The sequence below is a fragment of the Streptomyces sp. NPDC045470 genome (assembly GCF_040646595.1).
Taxonomy (GTDB): domain Bacteria; phylum Actinomycetota; class Actinomycetes; order Streptomycetales; family Streptomycetaceae; genus Streptomyces.
Genome location: NZ_JBEZAN010000018.1, coordinates 100,585 through 127,275 on the forward strand (window position 1 = coordinate 100,585; position 26,691 = coordinate 127,275).

Here is a 26,691-nt window from a genome sequence, read left to right on the forward strand (position 1 = left end):
GTCGCGGGGCGGGCGGGCCGCGCCGAGAGTCGTGGTGTCGGAGTGTGCCGGGCGCGCGGGGCCCGGTGGGTGACCGTCGCGCGCGTACCGGAGGTGTTCCGTGGCCGCCGAGACCGTCGACAGCGCAGCCGCCGCGGCGCAACGGCCCGGTTCCGTACGCGTCCACGTCCGGGCGGCGCTGCGCCGCGCGGCGCCCGCCCTCGCGCTGTTCGCGGCCGTCCGCTGCGCGGGCGTCCTGTGCACGGCGCTCTGGGCGTGGCGCACCGGGCGCCACCCGCGGAACCTGCTGGGCGCCACCTGGGACTCCAACTGGTATCTGGGGGTGGCCCGGTACGGCTACGGCTCCCCGTCGCCCCACCACATGTGGCCACCGGACCACCTCGCCGACCTGGCCTTCTTCCCCCTGTACCCGGGGCTGATCCGCGGCGTGTCCAGCGTCCTGCCGGTCGGCGCGCTCCATGCCGGGCTGCTGATCGCGTGGACGGCCTCGGCCGTGGCCGCCTGGGGGATCTTCGCGGTCGGCGCGCATCTCTACGGGCGGCGGGCCGGCACGTTCCTGGTGGTGCTGTGGGCGCTGCTCCCGCACGCCGTCATCGAATCGCTGAGCTATACGGAGCCGCTGCTCACCGCGCTGGCCGCGTGGGCGCTGTACGCCCTGCTCACCGACCGCCCGCTGTGGGCCGGCGCGCTGGCGGTGCTGGCCGGTCTGGCGCGGCCGAACGGCCTAGCGGTGGCCGCGGCGGTCATGGTGGCGGCGGCCGTACAGACCTGGCGGCGGCGCCAGCACCGCCCGGGACGCCCTCTGCTGGGGCGTGCACGCCCCCTCTGGCCTTACTGGGCCGCGGCCCTGATCGCCCCCGTCGGCTGGCTCGGCTATGTCCTGTGGGTGGGGGCGCGCACCGGCGCCGGTCCGCGCGGCTACTTCCGGGTGCAGGAGATCTGGGGCTCGCGGTTCGACTTCGGACGGGACACCCTGCGGTCCGTGAAGCGGCTGTTCCTGCACAACGAGCCGCTGGTCCAGCACATGGCCGCCGCGGTCCTCGCCGTATCGATCCTGCTCCTCGTCCTGCTGGTGCTGGACCGGCCGCCCCTGCCGCTGCTCGCCTACACCGCGGTCCTGGTGGTCATGGCACTGGGCGGCGCCGGCTACTTCCCCTCCAAGCCGCGGTTTCTGCTGCCGGCCTTCCCGCTGCTCGTACCGGCGGCGGTCGCGCTGGCCCGCGCCCGGCCGCGCTCGGTCGTCCTGGCGACCGGCTCACTGGCCGTGCTCTCCCTCGGGTACGGCGTGTACCTGCTGGCCATGGCGCCACTGCCGCTGTGAACCGGGACCGGCCGCACACGGCGGCGGGCCCCGGAGCGGATCGCTCCGGGGCCCGCCGGTCACCCGGCAACGGGAAGGCTCACGCCTCCGCGTCACCCGGCTTCTCGTCGCCTTCACCCTCGATGTCGGCCTCCAGGCCGAGCTGCTCGACGATCCACTTGTCGAACTCGATCGACGCGCGGACCCAGCTGACCGTGCTCGACACGAAGTGTTCGAGGGCCACGCCGGTGCCGATCAGCATCGACGCCTCGCCGATCAGACGGACCGTGCCGTCGTCGTGGGTGTGGGTGTACGCCTTGGGCCACAGCGTCCGGCGGTTCCAGTCGTCGAGCGCCTCCAGCAGCTTCGGCTTGTCGTCGATGCCGTGCGGGCGGTCGTAGAACGTACGGACGGAGAAGATCTGCTGCTCCTCCTCGCCGCGGAACATGAAGTACGTGCGGAACTGCTCCCACGGGGCGGCGAGGTCACCCTCGTCGTCGACTACGTACTTCAGCTCCATCTGGTCGAGGAGCTGCTTGACCAGGTCCTGGTCGGGCAGGACGGGACCATCAGGCCCCGACGGCTGCGGTTCGGGCTGGCCCCCGAAATTCGGGATCGAGGACGGGTCGATGCTCACCGTGGAATTCCCTTCGTATGGTCCCCGCCATCCTCTCCCATCCCGGCCCTGTCATGGCAAGCCCGCCGCCCACTCTCCGCTGCGGGCTAAAAACCCGGCGGGAGAGACGGCGGCGGGACGCCTCGTGCGACGGCCGGAGGTCAGCGGTGCGGTTCCGGCGCTCCGGTGCGGCTCACCGTACGGGAGCGACCACCAGCGACCTGCCGTCCGCGGCGACATCCACCCGTACGGTGTCGCCGTCCAGCACCTCGCCCGACAGGATCGCCTTGGCGAGCTGGTCGCCGATGGCCGTCTGGACCAGGCGGCGCAGCGGGCGGGCGCCGTAGGACAGGTCGGGCGCGTCCTGCGGCTGGTCCACGACCGGCTCCTGGCCGAGCCAGGCGAGCCAGGTCAGGGCACGCTCGGTGACGTCCAGCGTGAGCCTGCGGTCCGCGAGCCGGCGCTGGAGATGGTCGAGCTGGATGCCCGCGATCCGCTGGAGCTGGTCGGTGCCGAGCGGGTGGAAGACCACCAGGTCGTCCAGCCGGTTCAGGAACTCCGGCCGGAAGGACGTCCGGACCGTCTCCAGCACCTTCTCCTTCTTCTGGTCCTCCTTCAGCAGCGGGTCCATCAGGAAGGTGGAGCCCAGGTTGGAGGTCAGGATCAGGATCGTGTTGCGGAAGTCCACCGTGCGGCCCTGGCCGTCGGTGAGCCGGCCGTCGTCGAGGACCTGGAGCAGCACGTCGAAGACCTCGTGGTGGGCCTTCTCCACCTCGTCCAGCAGCACGACGCTGTACGGGCGGCGGCGGACCGCCTCGGTGAGCTGGCCGCCCTCCTCGTAGCCGACGTAGCCGGGCGGGGCGCCGACCAGCCGGGCCACGCTGTGCTTCTCGCCGTACTCGCTCATGTCGATACGGACCATCGCCCGCTCGTCGTCGAAGAGGAAGTCGGCGAGCGCCTTGGCCAGCTCGGTCTTGCCGACACCGGTCGGGCCGAGGAAGAGGAACGAGCCGGTGGGACGGTCCGGGTCGGCGATGCCGGCACGGGTGCGGCGCACCGCGTCCGAGACGGCCCGTACGGCCTCGGTCTGGCCGATCAGCCGCTTGCCCAGCTCGTCCTCCATGCGCAGCAGCTTCTGGGTCTCGCCCTCCAGCAGGCGCCCGGCCGGGATGCCGGTCCAGGAGCCGACCACGTCCGCGATGTCGTCCGGGCCGACCTCCTCCTTGACCATGGAGGACTTGGCGTCCTGGGACGCCTCCTGCTCGGCCTCGGCGGCGGCGGCCTCCTCCAGCTCCCGCTCCAGGCCCGGGATCTCCCCGTACAGCAGCTTGGAGGCGGTGTCGAAGTCGCCGTCGCGCTGGGCCCGCTCGGCCTGGCCGCGCAGCTCGTCCAGCTTCTCCTTCAGCTCGCCGAGGCGGTTGAGGCCCTGCTTCTCCTTCTCCCAGCGGGCGGTCAGACCGCGCAGCTCCTCCTCCTTGTCGGCGAGGTCCTTGCGCAGCTTCTCCAGGCGCTGGACGGAGCCGGCGTCGGTCTCGTTCTTGAGCGCCAGCTCCTCCATGCGCAGCCGGTCGACGGAGCGCTGGAGCTCGTCGATCTCCACGGGCGAGGAGTCGATCTCCATCCGGAGCCGGGAGGCCGCCTCGTCGACGAGGTCGATGGCCTTGTCGGGCAGGAAGCGGGAGGTGATGTAGCGGTCGGAGAGGGTGGCGGCGGCGACCAGCGCGGAGTCCGCGATCTGCACCTTGTGGTGCGCCTCGTAGCGGCCCTTGAGACCGCGCAGGATCGCGACCGTGTCCTCGACGGTCGGCTCGGCGACCAGCACCTGCTGGAAGCGGCGCTCCAGCGCCGGGTCCTTCTCGATGCGCTCGCGGTACTCGTCCAGGGTCGTCGCGCCGACCATGCGCAGCTCACCGCGGGCCAGCATCGGCTTGAGCATGTTGCCCGCGTCCATGGCGGAGTCGCCGCCGGCGCCGGCGCCGACGACCGTGTGCAGCTCGTCGATGAACGTGATGATCTGGCCGTCGCTGGACTTGATCTCCGCCAGTACGGTCTTGAGGCGCTCCTCGAACTCGCCGCGGTACTTCGCGCCCGCGACCATCGCGCCCAGGTCCAGGGCCACCAGCCGCTTGTCGCGCAGCGACTCGGGGACGTCGCCCTTCACTATCCGCTGCGCCAGGCCCTCGACGACGGCGGTCTTGCCGACGCCGGGCTCGCCGATGAGCACCGGGTTGTTCTTGGTGCGCCGCGAGAGCACCTGCACCACGCGGCGGATCTCCTGGTCACGGCCGATGACCGGGTCCAGCTTGCCCTCACGGGCGGCCGCCGTGAAGTCCGTACCGAACTTCTCCAGCGCCTTGTACGTGCCCTCCGGGTCCGGGTTGGTGACCCGCCGGCCGCCCCGGCTGTCCTCGAAGGCGCTCAGCAGCTTCTTGGCCGTGGCGCCCTGCTGCGCCAGCAGCTCGCCGGTGCGGCCGCCCTTGGCGGCGATGCCGATGAGCAGGTGCTCGGTGGAGATGAACTCGTCGCCCAGCTCCTTCGCGCGCTGCGCGGCGTCGGCGATGACGGCCAGGGTGTCGCGGTCGGGCTGCGGCGGGGCGACCGTGGAACCCTGCACGCTGGGCTGAGCGGCGAGCTGGCGCTCGGCGCCGGAGCGCAGCGCGACGGCGTCCGCGCCGACGGCGGCCAGCAGGTCGGTGATGTTCTCGTTGTCCGCGCCGGCGAGGAGGGCGAGCAGCAGATGCACGGGGGTCATGTCCGCGTGTCCCGCCGTCACCGCCCGCTCGTTGGCGGCGCTCAGCGCCTCACGGCTCTTGTTGGTCAGCTCGGCGTCCACTCGCGCGCTCCTCCTTGGGCTGGGTGCGTGATCGGTACCGTGGTCCGGCAGTGAAACCTGCTCAGCTCAACGTCCGATAAGTTGAGTCTATTCCACTCAACGCCGTTCCGGGGGCCGCACCGGCGTCTTTTCCCGACATCCCTCGGTTTTCCGGCCCTTCTCCGGGTGCACCGGACGGCCCGGACCATGCCCGCCGCCGTGGCGGAACCTGCCGAAGTCAGACGCTCTTCCCCGGGGCCGTACGGCGGCACCACGGCGTCTTCACGCCTCCTCCACGTTCCCTGCGCTGTCCCTTTGCAGGCCCTCCGCACGGCGCCCCCACAGGAACCCCAATTACTCTTCCGGTCATGGCCCACGACCTGGACGACCTCAGCCCCGAGTACCTCGCCTTCTGGAGCGAGCACCTCATGTGCACGCTGACCACCCTGCGCCCCGACGGCACGCCGCACGTCGTCCCGGTCGGTGTCACCTTCGACGCGAACCAGCGCATCGCCCGCGTGATCACCCGCAAGGACAGCAGCAAGGTCGGCCATGTCCTCGCCGGCGGCCCGGACGGCGCCCGGGTCGCGGTGTGCCAGCTGAACGGCAGGCGGTGGGCCACCCTGGAGGGTGTCGCGCGGATCCGTACGGACGCGGACGTGGTGGCGGACGCGGTACGGCGCTACGCAGAGCGGTACGGACGCACCCCGACCCCCAAGCCGGACCGGGTGATGATCGAGATCACCGTCAACAAGGCGCTGGGCCGGGCGTAGCGCACCGGCGTCCGGCCGCCCGGAACGCCGGGCCTGGCGCACCGGGGAACGCCGGGCGGCGGCCGGAAGGTCCGCCATGCGTGCGGACCTGCCCCGCCGCCCGGCACCGCCCCCGCACCGCACCCGGCCCACGGCGGTATCGTCACCCCCACACTCGCCACGTCCCCAGGGGGCGCGATGAACTCGGTCCGAGTGACGGCGATCGCCTGCCTGATGCCGCTGTCGGGGCTGGACGACGACCCCTTCCTGGTGGACGACCACGGCCGGCACGCCCTGTGCGCGCAGTGGGCCCGGGCCCGCGACTACGAGCTGACCTGCCGGCTGAGCGTGCACCAGCTCCGCGCCGGCCACACCACGCTGTGGCAGGACGTGACGGCCGGACTGGTCGATGTGTTCATCGCCCCCGACCGCCGCACGCCGGAGAACGCGATCGCCTCGGCCGACGAGTTCTCCGCGCGGTGCACCGCCGCCGGCGTACGGCTGGAGACCGCCGACTGCGACGAACCGGTCCACACCACCGCGATGAGGTCCCACGTGCACCGCCGTCCGTCCATGCCGGCGGCCGGGCACCACGGCTGCTGAAACGGCCGCCGAAACGACGGCGGGGCCGGGATGCGCTGTGCACCCCGGCCCCGCCCGCAGACACCGACGGCCTACTCGGACCGCTTCTTCGGACGCCACACGACCAGCGCGCCGCCCTGCTGCACGTCCTGATACGGCACCAGGTCCCGACGGTACGAGGCGTGCACCGCCGCCTCCCGCTGCTGGATGGCGGCGGCCGCGCCCTCGACCGCGTGCTGGAGCTCGGCGACCCGCTGACGCAGGGCCGTGACCTGGTTCTCCAGCTCGATGATGCGCTTGATGCCGGCGAGGTTGATGCCCTCGTCCTGCGACAACCGCTGCACTTCCCGGAGCAGTTCGATGTCCCGGGAGGAGTAGCGCCGGCCGCGCCCCGCCGTACGGTCGGGCGAGACCAGCCCCAGGCGGTCGTACTGACGCAGGGTCTGCGGATGCAGACCCGAGAGCTGAGCCGCGACGGAAATGACGTACACCGGCGACTCTTCGGTCAGTTCGTACGGGTTCCGACGCCCGCCCCGGCCATCCATCCGACTCAAGCTCCCTTCGCGGCCTGGAACAGCTCCGCCCGCGGGTCCTCACCCGCGGTCGCCTCGCGGTAGGACTCCAACGACTCCCGTGCGGTGTCGCCGAGGTCCGTGGGGACGCTCACCTCGACGGTGACCAGCAGGTCGCCGCGGGTGCCGTCCTTGCGCGACGCTCCCTTGCCGCGCACGCGCATCGTACGTCCGTTGGGAGTCCCGGCCGGGAGCTTGAGCGTCACCGGCGGGCCGCCGAGTGTCGGCACCCGCACCTCGCCGCCCAGCGCCGCCTCCGGGAAGGTGACCGGGACGGTGACGGTCAGGTTGTCGCCCTTGCGGCCGAAGACCGGGTGGGCCTCGACGTGCACGACGACGTACAGATCGCCGTTCGGACCGCCGCGCTCGCCCGGGGCGCCCTTGCCGCGCAGCCGGATGCGCTGCCCGTCGGAGACGCCCGCCGGAATCCGCACCTGCATCGTGCGCGAACTGGTCGCCCGGCCGCTGCCCTTGCAGACGTCACAGGGGTTCTCCGCGATCAGTCCGCGGCCCTTGCAGTCCACACACGGGTCGGTCAGCGAGAAGCCGCCACCGCCGCCGCGGCTGACCTGCCCGGTACCGACGCAGGTCGGGCACACGCGCGGCGTGCCGTTCTTGTCGCCGGTGCCGGAACACGACTTGCAGCCCGCCTGGCTGGACATCCGCAGCGGGACCGTGGCCCCGTCCGCCGCCTCGGTGAAGCTGAGCGTCACCTCGGACTCGACGTCCTGCCCGCGGCGCGGCTGCGTACGCGTACCGCCACCACGGTTGAACAGGCCGCCGAAGACGTCGCCGAGCCCGCCGCCGAAGCCGCCGCCCGCCGTGCCGCCCTGGGCACCGCCGCCGCCTCCGAAGAGGTCGCCGAGGTCGAAGTTGAACGATCCGCCACCGGCGCCGCCGGGGCCGGCGCGGAAGCCGCCGTTGCCGAACAGCGCCCGCGCCTCGTCGTACTCCTTGCGGCGCTTGGGGTCACCGAGGATGTCGTTGGCCTCGGAGATCTCCTTGAAGCGCTCCTCGGCCTTGGCGTCCCCCTTGTTGGCGTCCGGGTGGAACTCCCGGGCCAGCTTGCGGTACGCCTTCTTGATCTCCGCCTCGGTGGCGTCCTTCGGGACGCCGAGGACTTTGTAGTAGTCCTTCTCCACGAAGTCCTTGGTGTTCATCCCCGACGTCCCTCCTCCCGAACTGCTTCTTCCGTCGCCGCGTCAGCCCTCTTCCGGGCCACCGCTCTCCTCGTCAGAAGCCTTCACGTCGTCCTCCGAGGCGGCCTTGCCGGGCTGCGCGCCCGGCTGCGGCTCGGCGACCGCGACCCGCGCGGGGCGGATCGTTCGTTCACCGATGCGATACCCCGGCTGGAGGATGGCGACGCACGTGGTCTCCGTGACATCCGGAGCGTACGAGTGCATCAGGGCCTCGTGGATCGTCGGGTCGAAGGGCTCGCCCTCCTTGCCGAACTGCTGGAGGCCCAGCTTCGCGACCACCGTCTCCAGCGACTCGGCCACCGACTTGAAGCCGCCGACCAGCTCGCCGTGCTCCCGGGCCCGGCCGATGTCGTCGAGCACGGGCAGCAGCTCGGTGAGGAGGTTCGCCGCGGCGATCTCCTTCACCGACACCCGGTCCCGCTCCACCCGGCGACGGTAGTTCTGGTACTCCGCCTGGAGCCGCTGGAGGTCCGCGGTGCGCTCGTTGAGCGCGGTACGCACCTGGTCCAGCTGCGCCGTGACGGCTACGTCCTGGTTCGTTTCCCCGGCCGGGGCCGAGCCCGCCGTGTCGGCGGACTCGGCCTGCGCCGCGTCATCAGGGGTCTGTGCGGCTTCGGCGGGGACGTCGGGCTTCTTGTCCTCGAAGCCCGGAGTCTCCTCCGTCACGCGGCACCGTCCTTCTTGGGCTTCTCGTCGTCGACGATCTCGGCGTCGACCACGTCGTCCTCGGCCTTGGCCTGCTGGCCGCCCGCGGCACCGGCGGCGCCCTCGGTACCGCCCGCGGCCGCACCGGCGGCCTGCGCGTCGGCGTACATGGCCTGGCCCAGCTTCTGGCTGACCGCGGCGACCTTCTCGGTCGCGGTGCGGATCTCGGCCGTGTCCTCGCCCTTGAGCTTCTCCTTCAGCTCAGCGACGGCGGTCTCGACCTCGGTCTTCACCTCGGCGGGGACCTTCTCCTCGTTGTCCTTGAGGAACTTCTCCGTCTGGTAGACGAGCTGCTCGCCCTGGTTACGGGACTCGGCGGCCTCGCGGCGGCGGTGGTCCTCGTCCGCGTACTGCTCGGCCTCCTGGCGCATCCGGTCGACCTCGTCCTTCGGCAGCGAGGAGCCACCGGTGACGGTCATCTTCTGCTCCTTGCCGGTGCCGAGGTCCTTCGCCGCGACGTGCATGATGCCGTTCGCGTCGATGTCGAAGGCGACCTCGATCTGCGGCACGCCGCGCGGGGCCGGGGGCAGACCGGTCAGCTCGAACATGCCGAGCTTCTTGTTGTACGCCGCGATCTCGCGCTCGCCCTGGTAGACCTGGATCTGCACGGAGGGCTGGTTGTCCTCGGCGGTGGTGAAGATCTCCGAGCGCTTGGTCGGGATCGTCGTGTTCCGCTCGATGAGCTTGGTCATGATGCCGCCCTTGGTCTCGATACCGAGGGACAGCGGGGTGACGTCCAGCAGGAGGACGTCCTTGACCTCACCCTTGAGGACACCGGCCTGCAGCGACGCGCCGATGGCGACGACCTCGTCCGGGTTGACGCCCTTGTTGGCGTCCTTGCCGCCGGTCAGCTCCTTGACGAGCTCGGCGACGGCCGGCATCCGGGTCGAGCCGCCGACCAGGACCACGTGGTCGATCTCGGACAGCTCGATGCCGGCGTCCTTGATGACGTTGTGGAACGGGGTCTTGCAGCGCTCCAGGAGGTCCGAGGTGAGCTGCTGGAACTGCGCCCGGGTGAGCTTCTCGTCCAGGTGCAGCGGGCCCTCGGCGGAGGCGGTGATGTAAGGGAGGTTGATCGTCGTCTCGGTGGACGAGGACAGCTCGATCTTCGCCTTCTCCGCGGCCTCGCGCAGGCGCTGGAGCGCCATCTTGTCCTTGGAGAGGTCGACGCCGTGGCCGTTGTTGAACTGCTTGACCAGGTAGTCGACGACACGCTGGTCCCAGTCGTCACCACCGAGGTGGTTGTCGCCGTTGGTCGCCTTGACCTCGACGACACCGTCGCCGATCTCCAGCAGCGAGACGTCGAAGGTACCGCCACCGAGGTCGAAGACCAGGATGGTCTGGTCGTCCTTCTCCAGGCCGTAGGCCAGGGCCGCGGCGGTGGGCTCGTTGACGATGCGCAGGACGTTCAGGCCCGCGATCTCGCCGGCCTCCTTGGTGGCCTGGCGCTCGGAGTCGTTGAAGTAGGCCGGAACGGTGATGACCGCGTCCGCGACCTTCTCGCCGAGGTAGGCCTCCGCATCCCGCTTGAGCTTCTGCAGGATGAAGGCGCTCATCTGCTGCGGGTTGAAGTCCTTGCCGTCCAGGTTGACCTTCCAGTCAGTGCCCATGTGGCGCTTGACCGAACGGATCGTCCTGTCGACGTTGGTGACCGCCTGGCGCTTCGCGACCTCGCCGACCAGCACCTCGCCGTTCTTGGCGAAGGCGACGACGGACGGCGTGGTCCTGGCGCCCTCGGCGTTGGTGATGACGGTGGGCTCACCGCCTTCGAGAACACTGACGACGGAGTTCGTCGTGCCCAGGTCGATGCCGACCGCACGTGCCATTTCGATTCCTCCAGTGACTTGAGTGGAACAGACTCAAGCGTGCAGCACCATCGCCAGCCTGTCAATTGACCTGAGTCGGGCCCGCTCAACTTTTATGTCGGGCTTATCGTCACTCCCTCTTCGGAGGACGCCGCGCGGGGCGGGAAGGGTTGCCTGCGCGACACAGATCACCGGCCGGGCGGCTTCATGGCGCTCGGGATACTGGGTAACCTCAGCGCAGACCCGAAAAGTTACTGCTTAGTAATCGCTGTAGTCCTCGTACCGCGGACTCCGCGTACCCCTCGTACGTACGCGCAGCCCCTCAAGTATTCCCCGTAACCCCCGCACTCGCAGGCCCGAGGAGCCACCCATGCAACTCGCCGCGATCATCGTGTCGCTGGTCCTAATCGCGGTCGGCGTCGCACTGTTCGGCCGTGCCATCCTGCAGATCGTCCGCCGGCTGCGGCTCGGCCAGCCCGTACCCGCCGGCACCCGGACCGATGCCCCGACGCAACGCACGGTCACGGTGGTCAAGGAGTTCCTCGGCCACACCCGGATGAACCGCTGGGGCGTCGTGGGCGCGGCGCACTGGTTCGTGGCGGTGGGCTTCTTCTCGCTGCTGCTGACGATCGTCAACGCCATCGGCCAGCTCTTCAAGGCCGACTGGCTGCTGCCCGTCGTCGGCGAGTGGGCGCCGTACAACGTCTTCGTCGAGTTCATCGGCACGATGACGGTGCTCGGCATCCTGGCCCTGATCGTCATCCGGCAGCTCAGCAAGCCGGGCAAGCCGGGCCGCAAGTCCCGCTTCGCGGGCTCCAACTTCGGCCAGGCGTACTTCGTCGAGGCCGTCATCCTCATCGTCGGCGTCTGCATCTTCATGCTGCACGCGCTGGAGGGCGCCCAGCACCACGTGGACGGTTACGAGGCGTCGTTCTTCATCTCGTACCCGGTGGTCTCCTGGCTGGAGGGCATGGACGTCGCGACGCTCCAGAACCTCACCTACTTCTTCGCCGGCCTGAAGATCGCCACGTCCTTCATCTGGATGATCACGGTCGCGCTGAAGACCGACATGGGTGTGGCCTGGCACCGCTTCCTCGCCTTCCCGAACATCTGGTTCAAGCGCGAGGCCGACGGCGACGTCGCGCTCGGCGCGCTCCAGCCCATGACCAGCGCGGGCAAGCCGATCGACTTCGAAGACCCCGGCGAGGACGACCAGTTCGGCGTCTCCCAGGTCGAGCACTTCTCCTGGAAGGGCCTGCTCGACTTCTCCACCTGCACCGAGTGCGGCCGCTGCCAGTCGCAGTGCCCCGCCTGGAACACCGGCAAGCCGCTGTCGCCGAAGCTGATGATCATGGCGCTGCGGGACCATGCGCACGCCAAGGCCCCGTACCTGCTCGCCGGCGGCGGCAAGGACGAGGAGGGCGCCGAGAAGGCGACCGCCGCCCAGCTCAAGGACGTGCCGGCGACGGCGCTTGCCGAGGCCGAGCGCCCCCTGATCGGCACCCTCGAAGAGGGCGGCGTCATCGACCCCGACGTCCTGTGGTCCTGCACCACCTGCGGCGCCTGCGTCGAGCAGTGCCCCGTCGACATCGAGCACATCGACCACATCGTCGACATGCGCCGCTACCAGGTCATGATCGAGTCGAGCTTCCCCAGCGAGGCCGGCACGATGCTGAAGAATCTGGAGAAGAAGGGCAACCCCTGGGGCCTCGCCAAGAAGCAGCGCCTGGCCTGGACCAAGGAGGTCGACTTCGAGGTCCCGGTCGTCGGCAAGGACGTCGAGGACCTCACCGAGGTCGAGTACCTGTACTGGGTCGGCTGCGCGGGCGCCCTGGAGGACCGCGCCAAGAAGACCACCAAGGCGTTCGCCGAGCTGCTGCACATCGCGGGCGTGAAGTTCGCGATCATGGGCGGCGACGAGAAGTGCACCGGTGACTCGCCGCGCCGGCTGGGCAACGAGTTCCTGTTCCAGCAGCTTGGCGCGGAGAACGTCGCCTCGCTCAACGCGGCCTTCGGCGAGGACGACGAGGACCCGGCGACGAAGAAGCCCAAGTCCGCGAAGAAGATCGTCGCGACCTGCCCGCACTGCTTCAACACGATCGCGAACGAGTACCCCCAGCTCGGCGGCGAATTCGAGGTCATCCACCACACCCAGTTGCTCCAGCACCTGATCGACGAGGGCAAGCTGGTCCCCGTCACCCCGGTCGAGGGCCTGATCACCTACCACGACCCCTGCTACCTGGGCCGCCACAACAAGGTCTACACACCGCCGCGCGAGATCATCGCGAAGGTGCCGGGCCTGCGGAACGAGGAGATGCACCGCCACAAGGAGCGCGGCTTCTGCTGTGGCGCGGGTGGCGCGCGGATGTGGATGGAGGAGCGGATCGGCAAGCGCATCAACAACGAGCGCGTCGACGAGGCCCTGTCCCTCAACCCGGACATCGTCTCCACCGCCTGCCCGTTCTGTCTGGTCATGCTGACCGACTCCGTGAACGGCAAGAAGAACGACGGCGTGGCGAAGGAGTCCGTCCAGGTCGTCGACGTGGCCCAGCTCCTGCTGGACTCCGTCAGGACTCCGGTGGATCCGGCGGGTGAGGACGCGTCGGCGGATGCGGCTGAGCCGGAGACGGTGAAGTAGCGACCGGTTTTCTGCTCGGCCCACGGCCGGTTCCGCTTCGGCGGGGCCGGTCGTGGTGGTTTGTGCTGACGCACGGTTCGCGTTGCGTTCGTTGTGGGGCGGGGGCGCGCAGGGGGCCAACTCTCCCCCAGCCTTCGGCCGGGGGTACCCCCACCAGCGCGCCAGGCCTGTGCCACTGCACAGCCCGGTCACTCGGCCATACGTACCGAAGTCGTCGCGACGTGCGGCGCCGTCACGACGTACCGTCCCGTACATGAGATCCGCTTCCGCCGCCCTGGCCACGGCCGCCGCGCTCACCGCACTCGTCACGCTGACCGGGTGCGGCGGCGCGTCGCGGGCGGCGGATCCCGGGCAGCCGTCCGCCCGGCCCTTCGAGGGCCTGCCCTTCACCGGTGTCCTGATCGCCGACGGCGAGCACTACTGCACCGCGAGCGTCATCGACAGCCCGAAGGGCAACATGCTCGCCACCGCGGCGCACTGCGTGCACTTCCAGGGCGAGGACGCGTCCGAGGGATACGAGCCCGGCCCGATCACCGGCGACATACAGTTCGCGCCACGCTTCTCCGGGGCCGGGGAGGGCACGTTCCCGTACGGCAAGTGGAAGGTCAGCAGCGTCCATGTGCCCACGGCGTGGACCGAGGACGACGACGACCGCGGTGACTACGCCTTCCTGACCGTCGAGCCGGACGCCCAGGGCCGCTCCGTGCAGGAGGTCGTCGGCGCCGCCACCCCCGACTGGTCCTCGGGCCCCCGCCGCCACGTCACCGTCGTCGGCTACCCCAACGAGTCCTACAACCCCGGCAACCGCCCCATCACCTGCACCACGGACACCCGGCGCGACGACGACGAGCCGTACATGCTCCAGATGCGGTGCGGCGGCTTCTACGACGGCACCAGCGGCGGCCCCTGGCTCGCCGACCACCACGACGCCCGCCGCCCCGGACGCCTGATCGGCGTCCTGAGCGGCGGCGACACCGACGCCGAGTCGACGGCCGTGCTCTTCGGCAAGGAGGCGCGGGAGCTGTACGAGCGGGTGGCGCGGGGCACGGCGAAGTCGGCCTGATCGGTACTGTCGCATTCCGTCCCCGCCATTGCGCCGTCCATGACCGCCCTGCACCATCACCAGCGACCGACGGTGCCAGACGGTTCTAATGGGCCTCTTGAGGCCGGACGGGACACGGTGGACGCATGCCCGGACGAGGACGAGGACGAGGACGAAGACGCGGGCGACGTACGCCCGCGAACGGCCGAAGACCGGTCCGGAGTGCCTTGGTCCTCGCCGCGGCCCTCCTCACCGGCTGCGACCCCCTCGCGCCCGACGGCCCCGACCGCCCCGCGACCCACGCCGAGCACCCCGTCGGCCCCGCCTAGCGCCCCGTCCCCCACGGCGCCGGCAGCAAGGTCCCGTACGACTTCAACGGGGACGGCCACCCCGACCTGGTCGTGAACGACCTGCTCAACCGCGGCGGCCGGGCCGCACACGACGACGACCCCGGTATCGGCATCGTCTACGGGTCGGCCCGCGGCCTGGTGCCCGGCACCCGGCAACTGCTCACGCCCTCCCGCAACGCCACCCCCACCAAGGGCGTCGTCCCCGCCGCCTTCGAGGCGAGTGCCGCGTGCGACCTCGACCGGGACGGCTTCACGGATCTCGTCGTCACCACCGACCCGCCGTACGACGGCGTCGGCCGGCCGCCCGTACCCGTCCAGATCCTGTTCGGCTCGCCACGGGGACCGGCAGCCGCCCGCGCCGTACCGCTGCGCATCCCCGAGCGGGCCCGGGAGGGCGACGAGTGGCCCGACCAGCCGGTGTGCGGCGACTTCGACGGCGACGGCGCGACGGACCTCGCGGTGACCGCGTCCGGGCCGCGGATCAGTTACCTGCGGGGCCCGTTCACCCGCGAGGGCGCTCCGCGGGCCGCCGCCGCACCCCTCGGCGTACCCGGCACGGCGCTCGCGGCGCTCCCCGGGCCGCTCGACGCCGACCGCGACGGCGCCGACGACCTTCTCGTCCGGACCGCCGACCCGGGCACCTCCGCCCCCGGCCGGCTGGCCCTCAGCGGTCCCCGGGGCCCGGTCCGCGCGGGCACCTCTTTCCCCGCCGGTCACGCACTCGCCTTCGGCCGCTTCCGACGCGGCCCCGGCACGGACGCGGTGGTCGCCACCGGTTCCCGCCTGCTCCCCCGTTACGGCCTGACCGGTGACGCACCGCCTCTCCCGGTACGCGGCCGGGCCCTGCACGCCGCCGACGTCACGGCGGACGGTTACACCGATCTGGTCGTCAGCGACGCGGATCCCAGCGGCACGGAGCTGTCGTCGGGCGACGCCGCTCCCACCGGATCGGCACCTCCCGCGCCGGCCTTCCTTCCGGGCTCCGCCACCGGCCTGTCGCCCCGGAAGGTCCGTCCGCTCCGCCGGCCGGCGCTTCCGGGCACCGGCCCCCTGCGCACCACCGTCCTGGCCCTCACCGACTACGACGGTGACGGCCACGCCGACCTCGTCCTCCTCACGCGCCGCATCCCGGCCCAGGACATCCCCGCCCACCACACCGCCACCGCCCAGGACCGCGTCACCGTCCACCCCGGCACTCCCACCGGCCCCGGCGCCACGCCCGAAGTCACCTTCTCCACCACCGCCTTCACCGTCTTCTTCACCGACGGCTGACCCGGCCGCTCCCCGGGGCGCGGCACGCCGTCCGCGGAACGCCCCGTGACCGGGAGACCCCGTATCCGGATATTCCGCCCCGGCACCTGGGGGTGCACCTATTCTTTCCCCGTGCGCAGGTGAGGCAGCCGGGGCCGGACGGACGGTTCTGTCTGCCCGGGGGAAGGGTCGTACTGAACATGTCTGCGGAGCCGGGGGCCGCCGTCCCGCCGGTGCCTTCGGTCCTGTCCCTGCGGACGGCGGACCTGGACGAGGCGCGGTGGGCGATCGGCGAGACCTTCTACGCCAGCCGCATCGACCGGCTGTCCCGGGACGACGATCTCGGCGCGCGCTTCGACGTCGTGCGGCTCGGGGCGGTCACCGTCGGCGAGGTGGGGTTCGCCGCCGAGCTGCGCCTGCGGTTCGGGGAGTTGGGCGCGTACCACGTGGACGTGCCGCTGAGCGGCTCCATCCAGTGGCGGCAGGGGACGCAAGAGCCGCAGACCACCACACCGGAGCGGGCCGGGGTGTTCCAGCCGGACGGCGTCACCACCATCGACCGGTGGAGCGGCGGCTGCCGGCTGCTGGCGGTGAAGATCCGTACGGCGGACCTCGAACAGCATCTGGAGCACCTGCTGGGCAGGCCCGTCCGCACCCCGGTGCGCTTCGCTCCCGGCCTCGACGTGTCACGGGGCCCGGGGCGCGGCTGGGTCCGGCTGGTCCGGACCGCCGTACGGGACATCCAGGACGCGGGCGGGCTGATGCGCCAGCCGCTGGTCGCGGCGCCGCTGCAAGAGGCCCTGCTGAGCGGCCTGTTGCTGGCCGCCGACCACCCGCACCGTGAGGAGCTGGCCCAGCCGTCGGCCTCGGCGGCTCCGTCCTACCGGCCGGCGCCCGTGAAGCGCGCGGTGGACGCCATCCAGGGGCGGCCCGAGCATCCCTTCGACACCGCCGAGCTGGCCGCCGTCGCGCGGGTCAGCGTGCGGTGGCTCCAGGAGGGGTTCCGCCGGCACGTCGGCATGTCGCCGATGGCCTACTTGCGTGACGTACGGCTGAGCCGCGTACGGGACGAGCTGCGGCGGGCGGGGCCGGGGGAGCTGAGTGTGGGCGAGGTGGCGTACCGGTGGGGGTTCGTGCATCTCGGGCGGTTCGCGCGCAGTTACCGGGAGCGGTTCGGGGAGACGCCCTCGCAGACGCTGCACGCGCCGTGAGCGGGCGGTGCACCGGGGGCGACGGCATTACGACCGCACCCGGCCGGGCGCGGATCAAGTGGGAACCGAGCGCGACCGGTGCGCACCCCCGCGGCGAACACGCAGCGTGATCCGGATACCGGCTGCGCAGAATGGATCATGCACGTGCCCCCGTGCCGCTACGGTCTGGGGTGCCAGGGCCGAGTCGGCGACACCGATGCGTTCGCCCGTCAGCGCATGCCGACGGCGACATCCACCGGTGGCCGACCCCTGGGTACCGGCCGGTATCCCCCCGTAACCGCAGCCGGACCCCCACCCATGAGGCGTCGGATCACGACGGTCCGACGCCTCATGGGCCGGTGGCACCACCGCTCCGGCCCGGCCACCGCGCAGTCCCCCGGACCGTCCCCGAGCCCTTCCCCGGGCTGCCCTCCGCGCCGTCCATCTGCGCCCCGCCCGCCTCCCTGGCCTCCCCGGCATCCCTGCACCTCCCCCACGCCACCCGTGTCCCCTCGGGGATCCGCCCCCGCTCCCCTAAGGGATGTCACAGGTCGGCAGCAAAGCCGCCCCGGGCGCCCGGGCCCGGCCACGCGGCCTCCGAGACCAGGTACGTTCGACGCGTGGCTGGATTCAGGATGGGTCGCGGACGGGACGCCCGCTCCGCGCAACAGGGGCAGCAGCAGGGGCAGCAGACTCCGTACGGGCAGCAGGGACAGCCGTACGGGCAGCAGCCCCCGTCTCCGCACGGGCAGTGGCAGCAGCAACCGCACCGGCCGCCGCAGCCCCCGCAGCCGTACGGCGGCCCGCATGCCGCGGGCCCGCACGGCGGGGACCGGCACGGCGAGCCCGAGTACTTCGGTGACGGCGGCTACCAGCCGCAGCAGCAGTCCTACGCCCCCTACGCCAACGACAACAGCCCGGGCCACACCCAGCAGTTCAGCGTCGGCGAGGCCCCGGACGCCTACGGCCCGCCCGGCGGACCGTCGAACGGCGGGTACGACAACGGCGGGTACGCGCCCGGCCCCGGAGGCCCAGGTGGTCCCGGCGGCCCCGGCGGCCCGTACGGCGACGACGGGTACGCCGACGGCGGCACCTACCGCGCCGGCCAGACCTCGGCCCCGCCGGCCGGCCCCCGCCTGCCCTGGAAGCAGTTGCTGACCGGTCTGGTCACCCGCCCGAACCCGACGTTCTGGCAGATGCGCGACCACCCGGTGTGGGGCCCGGCCCTGATCGTCACGTTCGTCTACGGCCTGCTCGCGGTCTTCGGCTTCGACAAGGCCCGCGAGGACGTGCTGAACGCCACGCTCTCCAACAGCATCCCGTGGGTGCTGATCACCGCGGTGATGTTCGTCATCGGCGGACTGATCCTGGGCGCGGTCACCCACACCCTCGCCCGCCAGCTCGGTGGCGACGGTGCCTGGCAGCCGACCGTGGGCCTGTCCATGCTGATCATGTCGATCACGGACGCGCCGCGGCTGCTCTTCGCGATGTTCCTGGGCGGCGACAGCACCCTGGTGCAGGTCGTGGGCTGGGCCACCTGGCTGGCCGCGGGCGCGCTCTTCACCTCGATGGTGAGCAAGTCGCACGACCTGCCGTGGCCCAAGGCGCTGGGCGCCTCCGCGATCCAGTTGGTCGCGCTGCTGGCCCTGGTCAAGCTCGGAACGCTCTGACCGTACGTCCCTTCCGACCGTAGGCCCTGCCGTACACGCCAGGCCCCGCTCCTCTCCCGGAGCGGGGCCTTTCGCGTGCGGCGGGGGGCTTTGCGTGCAAAGCGGGGCCTTTCGCGTGCGGCGGGGGCGTACGCGGACCCGTACGCCCCCGCGCTCGACCGCCCGGCTACACGAACCGCTGTGCCGCCGACCCGTCGCACTTCTGCAGCCGTACCGCGTCCTTGGCCGAGCCCAGCGTCAGGCACAGCCCCGGCGCGGCCGCCGGCCGGACCGATCCGCTCGCGGCGTCCCTGGTGAACTGCTGGTTGGCCGCGCCCGAGCAGTTCCACAGCACCAGGCCGGCCCCGGCCTCGTACTTCGCGCCCGGTACGTCCAGGCAGCGGTCCTGCGTCAGCCCCACGTGCACGGAGCGGCGCTGGGTGTCGTGCCACCAGTCCTGGTTCCGCTGGCCGTTGCAGTCCCAGCCCAGCACCGCCGTACCGTTACTGCTGCTCGCGCCCTTGGCGTCCACACAGTTGCCGGTGCCGGCGTTCTTCAGCGGCTTGTACACGTCGTCCCAGGCCAGCGGGTACAGCCGCGGCTGCCCGGTGCTCGCGGGGTCGGCGCAGGACGCCTCGCGCCGGTCCGACGCGTACAACTGCGTGAGGCAGGAGGCGAAGGCGCCGTGGCCGCGCGCGTTCGGGTGGAAGGACTGCCGTACGGAGTTGGCGTCCGGCGGGAAGGGGTTCGCCAGGTCCACGTACAGGCCGCGGGCCCAGGTGTCCTCCATGCACACCTCGTGCCCGTGGAAGAGCCGCGAGTTGTCCAGGTAGGTGGCGCCGGTGTCCGCCGCGACCTTCCGCATCCCCTTCTCGAAGGCCGGTACGGCCGTGTCGCGGCCCCACGCCGAGTCGGAGGTGTAGCCCGTGCACCCGCCCGGCAGTTTGCCCGGGAACTTCGGGTTGTCCTCGATGTCCGGGCCGATGGGGCTCGGGTAGCCCATCACGACCAGCTTGTAGTCGCCGTCCGCGTACCCCGCGTCGCGCATCACGGTCCGCAGGTCGCGCACGCTCTTCTCGACCTTGGGCACCAGCGCGTCGACCCGGCCCTGCCACCCCGGCCGGTACTTCGGCTCGCACGGTCCCTGCAAGGTGAACCAGCGGGTGACGCAGTCCGTCATCACCGGCCCGAACTGGAGGTCGTCGTTGGCCCCGGCGACCAGCAGCACCATCTTCAGCCGGGTGTTCCTGGCCTTGATCGCCAGGCTGTCGCTCTGCACCAGCTCGTCGGCGTACTGCTTCGTACCGCCGATGACGATGTTTCCGGTGTACGCCCCGGAGCAGGCGACGTTGTACGTCACGTCCGCCGCTATCCCGGTCCGGTGGATGGCCGCGTCCGGCGAACGGTGACACCAGTTGTCCGGCCCGTTCGTGCCCTGCTCGTACGTCCCCACCCCCTCCCCCGATATCTCGCTGTCCCCCAGCGAGATCAGGGACGACTTCCGCTGCGCGGCCGGCCGCTCGGCGGCGTCCCCGTACAGCTTGACGGCCTCGGCCGCCCGGATCTTCTCCAGTTCGGGCGGCAGCGGCTTGGCCGCCGCGGGGCCGGCCGGGGCGGCCACCGCCGTACCGGCGCCCACCCCCGCGACTCCGCCCGCTCCGCCGAACCCCACCGCCAACGCCGCTGCGACGGCCGTCAGCCGCCCCGCTCTCACACGCACCCTTGGGCCTCCCCGGCTTCCGGTCTGCTGTCTCCGCCGGTTTCTACTCGTAGGTAGGCAACGGTGGAACACCCGGAACGGGATTGGCCCGAAATCACAGCCCGCGCTCCAAACAACAAGAAGCGCACCGGGCCGTCACCGCCCGATGCGCTTCCCAGCGCCCATGTGTCTCTCCGACAGCCCCTCAGGCGTCGAGAACCTGCCCCTCGCGCCGCACCACCGGCGGCTCGACGCTCCACGGGAAGTTGATCCACTCGTCCGTGCGCTTCCACACGTACTCGCACTTCACCAGCGAGTGCGACTTCTCGTAGATCACCGCGCTGCGGACCTCGGCCACCGTCCCCAGGCAGAAGTCGTGCACCAGCTTCAGCGTCTTGCCGGTGTCGGCCACGTCGTCCGCGATCAGCACCTTCTTGTCCGAGAAGTCGATCGCGTTCGGTACGGGCGCCAGCATGACCGGCATCTCCAGGGTCGTACCGACGCCCGTGTAGAACTCCACGTTCACCAGGTGGATGTTCTTGCAGTCCAGCGCGTACGCCAGGCCCCCGGCCACGAAGACGCCGCCGCGCGCGATCGACAGCACGATGTCGGGCTCGTACCCGTCGTCGGCGATCGTCTGCGCCAGCTCACGGATCGCGCCGCCGAAGCGCTCGTACGTCAGGTTCTCCCGCACACCACTCACTGGTTCTCTCGCACTCTCAGACCTGTGTCCGATGAAAATTCTGGAACGACCGCGAGGGCGTCGGCCCCCGCTGGCCCTGGTACCGCGAGCCGTACTTGGCGGAGCCGTACGGGTGCTCGGCGGCCGACGTCAGCCGGAACATGCACAGCTGCCCGATCTTCATACCGGGCCACAGCTTTATCGGCAGCGTCGCGACATTGCTCAGCTCCAGCGTGACATGTCCGCTGAAACCCGGGTCGATGAAGCCGGCCGTCGAGTGCGTCAGCAGCCCCAGCCGCCCCAGCGAGCTCTTCCCCTCCAGCCGCGAAGCAAGATCGTCGGGCAGCGTGATGACCTCGTACGTCGACGCGAGCACGAACTCGCCGGGGTGCAGGATGAACGCCTCGTCCCCCTCCGGCACCACCTCGCGCGTCAGGTCCTGCTGCTCCACGGCGGGGTCGATGTGCGGGTACCGGTGGTTCTCGAACACCCGGAAGTACCGGTCGAGGCGCACATCGATACTCGACGGCTGCACCATCGACTCGTCATAGGGATCGATGCGGACCCGGCCCGCGTCGATCTCGGTCCGGATGTCCTTGTCTGAGAGAAGCACGCATCGAGGATACGCGCCCGCCCCCACCCCTCCGCACAACGAACGCCCACCTCCCCCTACGACAAGGACCCGGCCCCCACCACAGGGAACCGGGCCCTCGCCCACACATCTCACAGCCGCTCCACCGGCTGCCGTCCCTTTCGCCTCCGCCCCACCGGGGGACCGCCGCCCGACGGCGCACGGTCAGCGCCCGGCGGCCTCGGCCTCAGCGCTTCTCGAACCCCACCGGCACCGAGTGCCGCAGCCGCGCGCAGCGCGGACACCGCAGCAGCCGGGCGGGGCCGAGCCGGTCCGTGGTCTGCATGGGAAACGAAGCGGTGCTGAACACGTGCCCCTCGGCACAACGTACGACGGTGCGCTCCATCAAGTCCTCTCCCAAGTGCGTGGACAACAAAAGCCACATTAGGGGATGAACTGGACGCCACCACACGCGGCACTCCGCGCCCCCACCGTACGCCCCAACTCCCGCACCCCACACCGCAACCCACCCCCCACACACGACCGGACCCCACGGCCAACTGCACCGGGGGTCCGCGATGGGGTAGAGTGTGCGACGCTGCACCGCCCTCACAGGCGGCGCCCAAGCGGGTGTAGTTTAATGGTAGAACATGAGCTTCCCAAGCTCAGAGCGCGGGTTCGATTCCCGTCACCCGCTCCATGACGAAGTCCCGGGTCAACGGCCCGGGACTTGTTTGTTGTCCAGGCCGGTGTGAGGCGCGTGGCCTTTTCGTGCCTCGAAGCAGGGGCACCGGCCGGGGGCGAATAGCCCGGGGAGCGTCTTGGTGCGGTCCCGCTCCGTCCTTTCGGCACCGCCGCAGTAAATGCGCGCGCCGCATCCCGGCGGCCGGGGCGCCCGTCAGGTCGCGATGGTCACGGGAAGGCCTTTGCCGCATTGCGTCCGGCATTTGCTGCGGGTGCGACGGGAAGCTCCGAGAGGAACTGACACCCGCTCAGGCGCGAACCGGGAAGTGCTCACCTCGATTTCCCCATTCCGAGAACTCAGGGCGATTACCCCATTGGCGGAGCCGGTCCGGGCAGGTCGAGGCAACGCGTCGCCGGCCCGGTACGTCCTTGTCACTGCACCAAGGGGCGTGAGCCTCGCAGCCCTCGGAAGAGACAGTGAGCACCACCATGAACGCGTCCCCTGTCACCGCCTCGGTGCCCCGCACGAGCGGAAGAATCTGGGTTTGCGCCACGGTGTCGGCGTGTGCCGGAGGGCTCCTTCTCGGCGTGCTGACCAACCTGGCCCAGGGGTGGCTTCCGGGGGCCTGGAACCAGATCACCAACTCCGGCGCGGTCTGGTCCGTCGCCGCGTTCGCCGCGGGCGCGCTGTCGGCCCGGCGGGTCAGCCTGGCCGCGACCGCCGTCGCGGGGCTGTGCGCCGAGTCCGGTCTCGTCGTCGGTTACTACGGTTACGCGGAGGTCGCGCGCGACGGCATGGGCTCTCTGCTCGCTCCCCTCGTCTGGCTGGGCATGGCGTTCCTCGCCGGCCCCCTGTTCGCGGTGGCGGGCTCTTGGTGGCGTGGCATCAGCCCGCGCCGCCGCGTTGTCGGCCTCGCCGCCCTCGCGGGCGTTTTCGGCATGGAGGCGATCCACTACGCCCGGGTCCTGCACTACGTCCCCCAGGCATGGGCCTGCCTCGCCGTTCTGGTCCTCGTGGCGCTGCTCATGGGCCGCACCCTCCGGGAACGCGTCCTGACCCTCCTGACCGCCCTCCCCCTCTCGGTACTGGCCTACCTCACCTTCTACGCAACGATTCTGGCGACGGTCCTCGGCTGATACACCTTTCGGACACTTTCCTCCCGGAACCGGAACGACTGCTGCCGCCCTCCGCAGCGCCGCCGGCCCTCGTGCCGCAATTCGTTCCCGCGCAACACGTCGCCTGTGAGACGTACCGGAGCGATCGGCGGAGCCCCGGGAAGCTGCCCCGTTTCGCGAAATTCGCCCGCGTCGCCAAAACCGTGCCTTTTCGTTTTCGCGGTGTGTCAACGGCCTATTCCCGGAGATTCACCAGATGGTGTGGAGCATCAGCACTTCGATGGTCCCGCCGTTCGGTCCCGCCCGATGATCGGAGAGCGCCCGCCGTCCTCCGGGGAAACGTTGTCCGTGACCTTGACGTGCCCGGTCGCAGCATCATCCGCCCCACAGAGACGAGCCATCGTGCACTTGACTCCGCATGAGCAGGAGCGCCTGCTCCTTCACGTCGCAGCGGACGTGGCAGCGAAGCGCCGTGAACAGGGACTGCGACTCAACTACCCAGAGGCCGTGGCGCTGTTGACCGGCCATGTCCTCGAAGAGGCCCGCAAGGGGAAGACGGTCGGCGAGGTCATGGACACGGGCCGACGGCTGCTCACCCGGGACGACGTGATGGACGGCGTCCCGGAGATGATTCCGGTCGTCCAGGTGGAGGCCACCTTCCCGGACGGCACCAAGCTGGCCACGATCCACGACCCCTTCCCGGAGGCCGCCGAGGAGCCGGCGCTCCACCCGGGCAAGATCGAACACCCCCGGCCGCCTCGCACCCCGGACTGCCCGGCCGGCTGTCACGCCGGCAGGTCGGCCTACTGCTGCGAGCAGTGCGACGACCGTGCGGTGTGGCACGAAGCGATCGCGTTCAACGAGAACGTGCAGGGCAAGCCCCTCACCCAGGGCAACCTGCAGGACGACCTGAAGACGATCAAGGTCAAGAACACCTCAGACCGCCCCATCCAGGTCGGCTCCCACTACCACTTCGCCGAGATCAACCCCGGCCTCAAGGTGATCACCGCTCAGGGCACGCAGGTGGAGCTCACGAACTGCGCCGACGCGATGGGGCGGCGCCTCAACATCTCCGCGGGCTCGTCCGTACGGTTCGAACCGGGCGACGAGTGCTGCGTCGAGCTGGTCACGTTCGGGGGCCGGGCCAAGACCGACACCAAGGCGATTCTGGGACTGCGCGAGGGGACCGCCTGATGGCGGACGCACCGGAGCGGACGGCCGAGAACACCGCCATGAAGGTGGCTCCGCAGGGCGCACCGGGGTCAGCGACGGCCCCGGCAGGGAAGCAGCCCAGTTCGGCGGGACCGCCGAACCTGCCGGTGCCGCCGACGCAGAGAAAGCCGACGAGGACGAACAACCTGCTGACGCGGGCGGACTACACCGCTCGCTACGGGCCCACCACCAAGGACCGGGTCCGCCTCGCCGACACCGACCTCGTCGTCGAGATCGAAGCCGACTGGAGCGGCGGTCCGAAGTACAGCGGCAACGAGATGCTCTTCGGCGGCGGGAAGGTGATCCGCGAGTCGATGGGCATGTCCCACATCGCAAGGGACCAGTACGACGACGCGAAGAAGAATCCCGTGGACACCGTCATCACGGGGGCACTGATCATCGACTGGTGGGGTGTGGTCAAGGCCGACATCGGCATCAGGGACGGCAGGATCCAGGCCATCGGCAAGGCGTACAACCCCGAGACCATGGATCCGATCACGCATTTCGAGAAGCCGCGGCGAATCGCGAAGATCGAGGCCCCGCCGAAGCCCCCACCGACGACGCCGGTGACGCCCATGCCCCCGGAACCGACGCCGCCGACGCCGGAGAACTTCGTGGTCGGCCCGAGCACCGAGGTCATCTCCGGCAACGGCAAGATCCTCACCGCGGGCGCTGTCGACACCCACGTGCACTTCGTCTGCCCCGAGGAGGTCCACGAGGCCCTGGCCTCCGGCGTGACCACGCTCATCGGCGGAGGCACAGGCCCCGCCGCGGGCAGCACCGCCACCACCGTGAACCCGGGCGCGTGGCACCTGACCAAGCTCTTCGAGGCCCTGGACGACTACCCGGTCAACATCGGTCTGCTCGGCAAGGGCAGCACGATGAGCAAGCAGGCCCTGGAGGAGCAGGTGCGCGCCGGCGCCATCGGCTTCAAGGTGCACGAGGACTGGGGCGCCACACCCGCCGTGATCAAGAGTGCTCTGGATGCCTGCAAGGACCTCGGGGTCCAGGTCGCCCTGCACGCCGACTCGATGAATGAGTCCGGCTTCCTGGAGGACACCGAAAAAGCTTTCCACCACCAGACCATCCATGTCTTCCATGTCGAAGGCGCCGGCGGGGGCCATGCCCCGGACATGATCGAGCTGGTCAAGAACCCGCGGGTGCTGCCCGCCTCGACCAACCCCACCCGGCCCCTGACGGTCAACACCGTCAAGGAGCACATCGACATGCTGGTCGTCGCGCACCACCTCAACCCGGACCTGCCGGCGGACCTGGCCTACGCGGATTCCCGCATCCGCCCGTCCACCATGGCGGCGGAGGACCTTCTCCACGACATGGGGGCCATCTCGATGATGTCCTCGGACGCCCAGGCGATGGGGCGCATCGGCGAGATGATCATGCGGACGTGGCAGACCGCGCACGTGATGAAGTCCCGTTACGGCACGCTGCCGCAGGACCTGGCGTACGCGAACATCTCGGCGAACCCGACCCGCGACACGAAGCACAAGCACCGGGCCGCCACGACGGAGCCGAACGACAACTACCGGGTACGCCGGTACGTCGCCAAGTACACGATCAACCCGGCGATCACGCACGGTATCGACGACTATGTCGGTTCGGTGGAAGCGGGTCCGGAGAAGCGGGCGGACCTGGTGCTGTGGGAGCCGAAGTTCTTCGGCGTCAAGATGCACGCGGTCCTCAAGGGCGGCCAGCTCGCCTACGCGCAGAACGGCGACGCCAACGCCTCGATCACGACACCGCAGCCCTACCAGCCACGGCCGGTCTGGGGCTCCACCGGGCGCGCCCCGGGGCGCAACTCGGTGAACTTCGCCGCCCCGGGCGTGGCCGACGCGTTGAACACCCGTTACGAGACCACCGGGCAAAGGGGCGAGTACCAGACGACACAGAAGGGCCTCGCACTCAACAAGGTGTTCGTCGACATCAAGGACACCCGGGGTCTCACGAAGGGTCACATGAGGCTGAACGGCGTGCTGCCGCGGCAACTCGACGTGGACCACAACAGCTTCGAGGTCAACCTCGGCGGCGAGACGACGGGGGACTCCCCCACCATGCTCAACGGTGCGATCGTCCCGCGCTCCTACGTCGACCAGGTTCCCATGGCGCAGCGGTACTTCCTGTTCTGATCCGGCCTCCGTCCGACCGGTGGCGCCACTGCTCCGGTCGGGCTCCGGTCCAGCCCGGTACGCCCGCCAGGACCGCCTCACCATCACCCGTCCCGTGTCCCTGTGAAAGGCGGCCGCTCG

At 70.7% G+C, this 26,691-nt stretch carries 21 protein-coding genes, 1 tRNA gene and 1 pseudogene; 13 read left to right on the plus strand and 10 right to left on the minus strand.

The genetic code is table 11. From position 1 onward, the window contains the following. The first annotated feature begins 100 nt into the window (after positions 1-100). Complete coding sequence (locus AB0A97_RS33965; RefSeq protein WP_361157358.1) at positions 101-1,321, plus strand: hypothetical protein; 1,221 nt, start codon at positions 101-103, stop codon at positions 1,319-1,321. Positions 1,322-1,400: 79 nt separating this feature from the next. Here the strand turns inward: AB0A97_RS33965 and AB0A97_RS33970 are convergent, their stop codons facing one another. Further along, on the minus strand, positions 1,401-1,937 hold the full coding sequence (locus AB0A97_RS33970; RefSeq protein WP_125055437.1) for a YbjN domain-containing protein: 537 nt from the start codon (positions 1,935-1,937) through the stop codon (positions 1,401-1,403). A 172-nt stretch (positions 1,938-2,109) separates the two neighbouring features. Beyond that, a complete protein-coding gene (clpB, locus tag AB0A97_RS33975; protein WP_361157361.1) occupies positions 2,110-4,749 on the minus strand; it encodes an ATP-dependent chaperone ClpB in 2,640 nt (879 codons plus the stop codon). A 347-nt stretch (positions 4,750-5,096) separates the two neighbouring features. On the opposite strand from clpB, the gene AB0A97_RS33980 reads away from it, so the two are divergent. Next, entirely contained in the window at positions 5,097-5,501 is a 405-nt protein-coding gene (locus AB0A97_RS33980) for a TIGR03618 family F420-dependent PPOX class oxidoreductase (protein ID WP_361157363.1), read from the plus strand. A 177-nt stretch (positions 5,502-5,678) separates the two neighbouring features. Then, a complete protein-coding gene (locus AB0A97_RS33985; RefSeq protein ID WP_361157366.1) occupies positions 5,679-6,083 on the plus strand; it encodes a hypothetical protein in 405 nt (134 codons plus the stop codon). Positions 6,084-6,154: 71 nt separating this feature from the next. On the opposite strand, the gene AB0A97_RS33990 is transcribed toward AB0A97_RS33985, so the two are convergent. From AB0A97_RS33990 to dnaK, 4 genes are read right to left on the minus strand one after another with little or no spacing between them, the layout of a single operon-like run. After that, on the minus strand, positions 6,155-6,607 hold the full coding sequence (locus AB0A97_RS33990; protein WP_361157368.1) for a helix-turn-helix domain-containing protein: 453 nt from the start codon (positions 6,605-6,607) through the stop codon (positions 6,155-6,157). A gap of 5 nt (positions 6,608-6,612) precedes the next feature. Next, positions 6,613-7,794: a molecular chaperone DnaJ gene (gene dnaJ / locus AB0A97_RS33995; protein WP_361157373.1), complete on the minus strand. Its 1,182-nt coding sequence runs from the start codon at positions 7,792-7,794 to the stop codon at positions 6,613-6,615. A gap of 42 nt (positions 7,795-7,836) precedes the next feature. Continuing rightward, positions 7,837-8,499, minus strand: coding sequence for a nucleotide exchange factor GrpE (grpE, locus tag AB0A97_RS34000; RefSeq protein WP_361157376.1), 663 nt, complete (start codon positions 8,497-8,499; stop codon positions 7,837-7,839). After that, positions 8,496-10,364 carry a molecular chaperone DnaK gene (gene dnaK, locus AB0A97_RS34005; protein WP_361157378.1) on the minus strand — a complete coding sequence of 623 codons (1,869 nt, stop codon included), beginning with the start codon at positions 10,362-10,364 and terminating at the stop codon, positions 8,496-8,498. The genes grpE and dnaK overlap by 4 nt, the downstream gene beginning before the upstream one ends. A 349-nt stretch (positions 10,365-10,713) precedes the next feature. Between dnaK and AB0A97_RS34010 the strand changes: the two genes are divergently transcribed. The 5 genes from AB0A97_RS34010 to AB0A97_RS34030 all read left to right on the plus strand — a co-directional run bounded on the left by AB0A97_RS34010 (position 10,714) and on the right by AB0A97_RS34030 (position 18,484). Then, on the plus strand, positions 10,714-12,981 hold the full coding sequence (locus AB0A97_RS34010) for a (Fe-S)-binding protein (protein WP_361157381.1): 2,268 nt from the start codon (positions 10,714-10,716) through the stop codon (positions 12,979-12,981). Positions 12,982-13,234: 253 nt separating this feature from the next. After that, positions 13,235-14,044, plus strand: coding sequence for a trypsin-like serine protease (locus AB0A97_RS34015; protein WP_361157383.1), 810 nt, complete (start codon positions 13,235-13,237; stop codon positions 14,042-14,044). A gap of 380 nt (positions 14,045-14,424) precedes the next feature. Continuing rightward, positions 14,425-15,645: a VCBS repeat-containing protein gene (locus AB0A97_RS34020; protein WP_361157386.1), complete on the plus strand. Its 1,221-nt coding sequence runs from the start codon at positions 14,425-14,427 to the stop codon at positions 15,643-15,645. A 179-nt stretch (positions 15,646-15,824) separates the two neighbouring features. After that, positions 15,825-16,835: an AraC family transcriptional regulator gene (locus AB0A97_RS34025; RefSeq protein ID WP_361157389.1), complete on the plus strand. Its 1,011-nt coding sequence runs from the start codon at positions 15,825-15,827 to the stop codon at positions 16,833-16,835. Between the two features lie 614 nt (positions 16,836-17,449). After that, the gene (locus tag AB0A97_RS34030) at positions 17,450-18,484 is read left to right on the plus strand and encodes a Yip1 family protein (protein ID WP_361157478.1); all 1,035 of its coding nucleotides are present in this window, start codon (positions 17,450-17,452) and stop codon (positions 18,482-18,484) included. A gap of 166 nt (positions 18,485-18,650) precedes the next feature. Here AB0A97_RS34030 and AB0A97_RS34035 read toward each other — a convergent pair whose 3' ends face one another. From AB0A97_RS34035 to AB0A97_RS34050, 4 genes are all read right to left on the minus strand, one after another. Beyond that, a complete protein-coding gene (locus tag AB0A97_RS34035) occupies positions 18,651-20,102 on the minus strand; it encodes a ricin-type beta-trefoil lectin domain protein (protein ID WP_361157481.1) in 1,452 nt (483 codons plus the stop codon). 265 nt (positions 20,103-20,367) lie between these two features. Next, complete coding sequence (locus AB0A97_RS34040) at positions 20,368-20,865, minus strand: phosphoribosyltransferase (protein ID WP_030017816.1); 498 nt, start codon at positions 20,863-20,865, stop codon at positions 20,368-20,370. 16 nt (positions 20,866-20,881) lie between these two features. Beyond that, positions 20,882-21,457, minus strand: coding sequence for a dCTP deaminase (dcd, locus tag AB0A97_RS34045; RefSeq protein WP_030017817.1), 576 nt, complete (start codon positions 21,455-21,457; stop codon positions 20,882-20,884). Between the two features lie 205 nt (positions 21,458-21,662). Next, positions 21,663-21,821 carry a hypothetical protein gene (locus tag AB0A97_RS34050; protein ID WP_361157393.1) on the minus strand — a complete coding sequence of 53 codons (159 nt, stop codon included), beginning with the start codon at positions 21,819-21,821 and terminating at the stop codon, positions 21,663-21,665. 220 nt (positions 21,822-22,041) lie between these two features. Between AB0A97_RS34050 and AB0A97_RS34055 the strand changes: the two genes are divergently transcribed. From AB0A97_RS34055 to AB0A97_RS34075, 5 genes and pseudogenes are all read left to right on the plus strand, one after another. Next, positions 22,042-22,115: transfer RNA gene (locus tag AB0A97_RS34055), tRNA-Gly, on the plus strand. Between the two features lie 473 nt (positions 22,116-22,588). Then, positions 22,589-23,236, plus strand: a complete 648-nt coding sequence (locus tag AB0A97_RS34060; RefSeq protein WP_361157396.1) for a DUF6518 family protein — start codon at positions 22,589-22,591, stop codon at positions 23,234-23,236. A 381-nt stretch (positions 23,237-23,617) separates the two neighbouring features. Next, a pseudogene (locus tag AB0A97_RS34065) lies at positions 23,618-23,911 on the plus strand (urease subunit gamma); the annotation flags it as partial. A 171-nt stretch (positions 23,912-24,082) separates the two neighbouring features. Beyond that, the gene (locus AB0A97_RS34070; RefSeq protein WP_361157484.1) at positions 24,083-24,409 is read left to right on the plus strand and encodes an urease subunit beta; all 327 of its coding nucleotides are present in this window, start codon (positions 24,083-24,085) and stop codon (positions 24,407-24,409) included. Continuing rightward, positions 24,409-26,571 carry an urease subunit alpha gene (locus AB0A97_RS34075; protein WP_361157399.1) on the plus strand — a complete coding sequence of 721 codons (2,163 nt, stop codon included), beginning with the start codon at positions 24,409-24,411 and terminating at the stop codon, positions 26,569-26,571. Before AB0A97_RS34070 ends, AB0A97_RS34075 begins: the two co-directional genes overlap by 1 nt. Positions 26,572-26,691: the final 120 nt, after the last annotated feature.